This window comes from Amycolatopsis sp. NPDC054798 (genome assembly GCF_053611505.1).
In genome coordinates this window covers 1-6,907 of sequence record NZ_JBSHAM010000193.1, presented here as the reverse complement: position 1 = coordinate 6,907, position 6,907 = coordinate 1, and the positions used below count along the sequence as shown (strand labels likewise).

The following is a 6,907-nucleotide window of genomic DNA, read 5'->3' as shown; positions in this document are numbered from 1 at the left end:
GACAAGCCCCCTCAGACCGCGTTTTTGGCTTCGTATCGGGGTGCAGGGCCGGGTGTGGCTGCGCTGGTGGGTTTGTGTGCGCGGGCTGCGGTTGGGCAGGTGGGGCGCAGGGCTTGGGCGACTGGGCGAGTTGGGCACGCGGGTGACAGGTGGGGCTTGCGCCCCAATGTGGCATTGGGTGCGCGGGACGCACCGAACGCCACATTGGGGGCAGTGCGGCTGACTGGGTGCGTTGGTGCGGTTGGGTGGTGGGTGCGCGCGGCTTGGGTGGCTGGTCGAGTTGAGCGCGCGGGTAGCTGAGGGGGCTTGCGCCCCAATGTGGCATTGGGTGCGCGGGACGCACCCAATGTGGCGTTCGGTGCGTCAGATGCACCCAATGCCACATTGGGTGCCGTGGGCTGGGTTGGGGCGGGTCCGTGAAGGACTCCTTGAGGGAATCAGGGGCCGTGAAGGTTCCCCTCACGGAACGCTTCGGAACCGGTACACCTGAACCTTCCGAGCCCGACATCTTGACATCAAACACCCTGCTGCAGCAGGCTTTCCCCACGCCGCCTAGTTAGGAAAGTTTACTAACAAGGAGACCACTCCATGCCCGCTTCCCGGAAGGTGGCGCTGTTCGCCGCCGCTTCCGTTTCGCTTACTGCCGCACTGGCCGGTGCTGGGTCCGCTACCGCGGCTTCCGTGGCGCATCCGTTTCCGGCGCACGTCACCTACCAGACCGGGGTCCGGCCGTCGGTCAGTCAGGCTGATCAGGACTCCGCGGTCAAGAGACAGTACGACTCCTGGAAGAAAACCTACCTCCGCCAGGCTTGCGGCGGCTATCTCGTCTGGGCGACCGACGACGCGCCCAACAAGGGCACGGTTTCCGAGGCCCAGGGCTACGGGATGAACATCGTCCCGCTGATGGCCGGCTACGACGACCAGGCCAAGACGATTTTCGACGGGATGTGGAAGTTCGTCCAGGACCACCGGGACAGCAAGGGGCTCTTCCAGTGGGTGATCGACGGCAAGACCTGCAAGTACGCCGACGACGGCACGCCTGACTCGGCGACCGACGGCGACCTCGACGTCGGTTACGGGCTGATTCTCGCGGACAAGCAGTGGGGCGGCTACAGCGCCGCCGCGAAGGACTGGCTGGCCAAGATCTACAAGTACGACGTCGCGTCCGACGGGCATCTCAAGATCGCTGACGACGCGGGCAACGACGACACCCGGCCGTCCGATTTCATGCTCGACCATCTGCGCGCGTTCGCGAAGTACGACACCGCGCACGACTGGAACAAGGTCGTCACCCGGACCGAGCAGCTGATCACCCAGTTCACCGCCAAGTATTCGCCGAACGCCAACCTGCTGTCCGACTTCGTGGTCGGTGCGAACACCAACAGCCCGAAGCCCGCGCCCGCTGATCACCTCGAGAACCAGCCGGACAACATCGTCGGTTACAACTCCGTCCGCGTGCCGTGGCACATGGGCACCGACGCGCTGCTGTACGGCGGCAAGGTCGCGACGGAGGTCGCCAAGAAGGAATCGGCCAGCTACAAGAGCCACTCCGGCGGCAACCCGGCCAAGATCTACCCGCACACCAAACTGGACGGAACGCCGACCAAGACCAGCGACCAGTCCGAGGTCGCGCCCAACCCGGTCGGCGTCGCGGCGATGGTCGCGGGCGACCAGGCGTGGACCGACGCGCTGTGGAAGTACATGGCGGGCAACCCGTACGACGACACCTATTACGGCGAGACCATCAAGCTGCTCGTCTACCTGGTGATGTCCGGCAACTACTGGGCCCCGTGACCCCGACCTGCCCGCGCGGACGGCTAACCAGCGGCGTCCGTGCGGGCAGGCGGGCACGTCCCACCTGGTGTGGTCAGCAGTTCGAAGTGCCACATTTCGTTCGCATACACCTGGCACAGGCCGTACTTCTCGCCGTGCTGGATCAGCCAGTCGGCGGCCCGGGTCGGGGCGACGTCGACCGCCTTCCCGGACACGTGCGTCGATTTTTCCGGCGTGTTCACGAATTTTCGCGCTTCTTCCAGGCTGCCGTACTTTTCGATGCCGCCGTCGAGAAGCTTCTGCTGGTACTCCTTCGTCCGCCAGCCCGACGCGATGTGAATGTCCACTTTGCGCTGACGCGCGTCGGTTGCCGCGTCCTGCAACGCTTTTCGCAACGCTGGATCGAGATTCCCGACCGCGGGGTAGCTCGTGTCGAACGGCGTGAGCGTGACGCCTTCCGGGGCGCCGCCCTGAGCCGAGTCGTGGTCCGGGTCGCCGTCGAGCACCGGGAGGCTGGAACACCCGGCGACGACTACAGCGGGAAGCACGAGCAGCACAGTTTTGATCTTGTTCCGCAGCACGCCGCAACTATCGCGAGCGGGTATCCCCGGACAGTCCGGCGAATGTCCGCGCTGGGTAACAAGACCGCATGATCAGGTAACGTCAGGCGGTCAGCCCGATCCCCGCTTCGGCGGTGTTCACCAGGAACGTCAGCGTCTCGTAGAAGTACAGCTCCACAGTGGACGCGTCGTGGCTGCTGTAACCGATGGACAGGTCCTGTCCGAAGTGGAGTTCGTAGTCGCCGCCGCGAGTGGACAGCACACAGGCGCCGTTGATCGCGGGAGTGCGGATGAGCTCGCCGTCCACGATCTGCTTCAGGTGCTCCAGCACCGGATAACCGTGGTTGGCCGCCTCGTACGCGGCGGTGAACTCGTCGTCGCTGAGCAGGACGGTGTACGGCCCGGCCACGCCCGCGTCGCGCAGTTCGGCGATCGCGTCGCCGATCGCCTTCGGGTAGCCCGGGGCTTCCGGGGGCAGCGCGATCGGTGACAGCGACGACGCGGGCCGGATTCCGGTGATGCCCGCTTCGGCGAAACCGTCGAGCACGATCCGGTCCTCGGCGTACGCGATCTGCTGCGCGGCGTCCTTCACCGGCTGCCAATCGGCGTCCTTCGCACCCCACTCGACCGAATCGATTTCCTCGCGCGACACCGTGAACGGCACGCGCAGCTCCACGATCCGCTGTGCTGTGCGCAGGCTCGTCGCGACGCCGTCGAACTTGCCGCCGACCCGCTCGCGGCGTCCGGTGCCGATCGCGGCGAGCGTCGGGTCGCCGGTGACGACGACGTCGACCACCCGGCGCGCTGCAGCGAACTCGGCGAACGTGCGCTTCGCCTCCTCCTCCAGGTCCGCCCACGCGGCGGCGGAGATCGGGGCGAGTTCGCGATGCAGGTTGTTCATGACCGAGTGCTCCTTCGCAGGCTTCCGATGCCCAGCGACGTCCCGGCGGGCGTCGCGGCAGCCGGAGGTTCCGGCTCGGGCGGGGCGTCCGGCGGATCTTCCAGGAAGTCCGCTGTCGGCACGTAGAACAGCGCGCCGGTGAGAGGCGTGGAGAAGTCGAGAATGCGGTCGTAGTTGCCCGGCGGCGACCCGACGAACATGTTTTCCAGCATCTTCTCGATCACCGAGGGAGACTTGGTGTAGCCGATGAAATAGGTGCCGAACTCGTCGTGCCCGGGACGGCCGAACGGCATGTTGTCGCGCAGGATGTCGAGTTCGTTGCCCTCGTCGTCGGTGATCACGTTGAGCGCGATGTGCGCGTCGGCGGGCTTTTCCTCGTCGGACAGCTCCACATCGGACAGTTTGCGCCGTCCGATCACCAGCTCCTGCTGCTCGGTGCTGAGCGCGTTCCACGCCCGCATGTCGTGCAGGTACTTCTGCACGACCACGTAACTGCCGCGGTTGAAGGGTTCGTCGTCGTCCACCAGCACCGCCTGGTTGACGCCGTTGCCGGTCGGGTTCTCCGTGCCGTCGACGAAACCGAGCACGTCGCGCGCGTCGAAGTACCGGAAGCCCTGCACTTCGTCCAGCACCGTCACCGAACCGCGCAGCCGGTCCATGATCAGCGTTTCCAGCTCGAAGCACAGGTCGAGCCGGTCGGCGCGGAGATGGAACAGCAGATCGGCCTCGGCGGTGAGGACGCTCGTGTGCTTCTCGCCGGAGAAAACCGGCAGCTCGTGCAGTTCCGCGGGACGCGGGCCGCCGTAGATCCGGTCCCACGCCGCCGACGAAATCCCGGCGACACAGGTGAGCCCGGCGCCGGCGTCGCGGAAGCCGACCGCGCGCTGCAGTCCGGCCAGGTCGGAGAGGAGATCTTTCGCGATCTGCTCGGCCCCGGCGTCGACCTGGACCATCAGGAAGATCGCCGCCCTGGTCAACGGCGCGGAAACGGCCTGCGGCTCAGGCGGTTCAAGGTCCCCCGCTTGCACGCTCGCGCACCCCTTCTCGCCCGGTGACCGTCCGGGCGCAATCCTAACCACGGACGGGCGAGCGCACCGGGCATCACCACTCTGGCGGGGTAGCCGGACAGCGAACCTTGTCCGCCCCGACAAGCAGGGCTTCCGGGACGCGCCTCAGAACTGGCCGCCGCCGGCGTGCACCGTCTGCCCGGTGACCCAGCGGGCCTGGTCCGACGCCAGGAAACCCACGATGTCCGCGATGTCGCCGGGTTCGGCGATCCGGCCGAGGGGCGTGTGGTTCGCGCTGAACTCGATCACGCCCGGCGGCCCGTCGGCTAAGAGCGCGTCGGTGCGGACCGCGCCCGGGAGCACGCTGTTCACCGTCACGCCGCGCGGGCCGAGTTCCTTCGCCAGCACCCGCACGAACTGGTCTCCGGCTGCCTTAGCTGCGCCGTAGATCGCGGTGCCCGGCCGGGCAGTCTGGACCACTCCGCTCGACACCACGACGATCCGGCCGCCGTCGCGCACGCGCCGGGCCGCCTCGCGCAAGGACACGAAGGTCGGCCGCAGGTTGGTGCTGAAGATCAGGTCGAAGATCTCGTCGGAGGTGTCGGCGAGCGGCGCGAACCGGGCGATCCCCACATTGGCGACGACCACGTCGAGACCGCCGAATTCCGCCTCCGCGCGGTCGAAAAGGCCGAGAAGTTCAGCATCGTCGGTGACGTCCGCGCGCAGGGCGATCGCCTGCCCGCCGTCGGCCTGGATCTTGGCGACGACGGCCTCGGCCGAGTCCTGATCGGACCGGTAGTTGACCGCGACGGAGAAGCCGTCCGCACCCAGCCGTTCCACGATCGCCCTGCCGATCCCGCGCGAACTCCCGGTGACCAGCGCGACGCCCGCGGTCGCTTCACTCTGCACGAGGTCATCCTAGGTTCTCCCGGCCCTGGCCAATACACCGTCGGTCCGGCATACCGGGCGCCGTCTCCGCAATTTGAGGGAAGCGGGTAACCCGTCCAGGTGAGACGCCCGCTACCGTGGGTCTTTCGACCACCGGATGTGGCAGGAAGAGGAACCCCGATGCGTCGCAAGACCTCCAGTGCGCTGCGTGTCGCCCAGGTGCTGCTGGCCGTTGTTTCGCTGCTGGTCCTCGGCGGCACCGCGTTCGCGTGGTCGAAGCTGAACCAGATCACCGACGGCCTGACCAGGTCCGACGTGATCGGTTCCGGCTCGAACTCGCCGATGGACGAGCAGAACATCCTGATGGTCGGCCTCGACACGCGCACCGACGCGGAGGGCAATCCCCTCCCCGACGACGTGCTCGACCAGCTGCACGCGGGCGGCGCGGAGGACGGCGGCGACACGACCGACACGATGATCGTCGTGCACATCCCGGCGGGCGGCGGGAACGCCACCGCCATCTCGATCCCGCGCGACTCGTACGTCCAGCTCGCCGGCAAGTTCGGGAAGCACAAGATCAATTCGGCCTACACGTACGGCCAGACCGCCCGGAAGAACGAACTGAAGGCACAGGGCGAGTCCGGGGCGAAGCTGGAGACCGACTCGGCTCAGGCCGGGGCCAAGACCGCGATCGAGACCGTGCAGCAGCTGACCGGGCTGACCATCACGCACTACGCGGCGGTGAACCTGGCGGGGTTCTACTACGTGAGCCAGGCCGTCGGCGGGGTCCCGGTGTGCCTCAAGGCTCCGGTGCGGGACAGCTACTCCGGGGCGAATTTCGCGGCTGGGCCGCAGAACGTCGCCGGAGCGCAGGCGTTGCAGTTCGTCCGGCAGCGGCATGGGCTGCCCAACGGGGACCTGGACCGGATCAAGCGGCAGCAGGTCTTCATGGCCAGTATGGCGAAGACGATTCTTTCCGCCGGGACGCTGACCGATCCGGGGAAGCTGGACGCGTTGATCGGGGCGGTCAAGAAGGCTGTCGTTGTCGATACGAACTGGGATTTGCTCGGGTTTGCGCAGCAGTTGCACGGGATGAGCGCGGGGAGCATCAACTTCGTTACCGTGCCGGTGGTCAGTATTACGTTGAAGACGCCTAATGACGGCGATGCGGTGCAGGTGGATCCTAAGCAGGTTCAGCAGTTTGTCCGGGAGCAGACTGGGGGTGCGGGTGCGCCTTCGTCATCGGTGTCTGCGCCGCCGTCGTCGGCTTCGAGCGGGGATCCGGCGTTGGCGTCTTACGTGGTGGATGTACGGAACTCGTCTGGGGTGGACGGGTTGGCCAATCGGGTGGCGGACAAGCTTGCTGCTGCTGGGTATCAGCGAGGGTCGGTGAGCAATAGCGCTACTCGGCGGACGTCGACCGTGTATTACGGGCGGGGGCAGCGCAGTCAGGCTGAGGGGATTGCGGAGAAGCTGGGCGGGGTTGCGGTGGCTTCGGACAATTCTTTGGACAAGGATCATTTCCGGGTTTATTTGGGGCAGAAGTATTCGGATGATTCTGGGGTGCATCCGGCTTCTGCTCCGGTGGTGATGGGGGCTCCGGCGGTGCCGGAGATTACTGCTGATGGGGTTACTTGCGTGAACTGAGCCCATTGGCGGGTCGGCTCGTGCTTCGCACATCGCGGGGCGGGGGCGGGTGGGCACCCCGAAGCCCATTGTGATGACGGACGGCGGGTGCTTGTCAAGGCGGGAAAGATGCCGTGACAAGCACCCGCCCT

At 66.7% G+C, this 6,907-nt stretch carries 6 protein-coding genes; 2 read left to right on the top strand and 4 right to left on the bottom strand.

What is annotated here, in order from left to right; genetic code table 11:
- Positions 1-588 precede the first annotated feature (588 nt).
- Entirely contained in the window at positions 589-1,794 is a 1,206-nt protein-coding gene (locus tag ACWGIC_RS44450; protein ID WP_452081975.1) for a glycosyl hydrolase family 8, read from the top strand.
- Between the two features lie 23 nt (positions 1,795-1,817).
- On the opposite strand, the gene ACWGIC_RS44445 is transcribed toward ACWGIC_RS44450, so the two are convergent.
- The 4 genes from ACWGIC_RS44445 to ACWGIC_RS44430 all read right to left on the bottom strand — a co-directional run bounded on the left by ACWGIC_RS44445 (position 1,818) and on the right by ACWGIC_RS44430 (position 5,150).
- On the bottom strand, positions 1,818-2,354 hold the full coding sequence (locus ACWGIC_RS44445) for a M15 family metallopeptidase (protein ID WP_452081974.1): 537 nt from the start codon (positions 2,352-2,354) through the stop codon (positions 1,818-1,820).
- 82 nt (positions 2,355-2,436) lie between these two features.
- Positions 2,437-3,234 (bottom strand): family 1 encapsulin nanocompartment shell protein, encoded by a 798-nt coding sequence (locus ACWGIC_RS44440; protein ID WP_452081973.1) that lies wholly within the window; start codon positions 3,232-3,234, stop codon positions 2,437-2,439.
- Positions 3,231-4,262, bottom strand: coding sequence for a Dyp-type peroxidase (locus tag ACWGIC_RS44435; protein ID WP_452081972.1), 1,032 nt, complete (start codon positions 4,260-4,262; stop codon positions 3,231-3,233). Before ACWGIC_RS44435 ends, ACWGIC_RS44440 begins: the two co-directional genes overlap by 4 nt.
- A 144-nt stretch (positions 4,263-4,406) precedes the next feature.
- Positions 4,407-5,150 carry an SDR family oxidoreductase gene (locus tag ACWGIC_RS44430; RefSeq protein ID WP_452081971.1) on the bottom strand — a complete coding sequence of 248 codons (744 nt, stop codon included), beginning with the start codon at positions 5,148-5,150 and terminating at the stop codon, positions 4,407-4,409.
- 159 nt (positions 5,151-5,309) lie between these two features.
- On the opposite strand from ACWGIC_RS44430, the gene ACWGIC_RS44425 reads away from it, so the two are divergent.
- Positions 5,310-6,776: an LCP family protein gene (locus tag ACWGIC_RS44425; RefSeq protein ID WP_452081970.1), complete on the top strand. Its 1,467-nt coding sequence runs from the start codon at positions 5,310-5,312 to the stop codon at positions 6,774-6,776.
- The last annotated feature ends 131 nt before the right edge of the window (positions 6,777-6,907 follow it).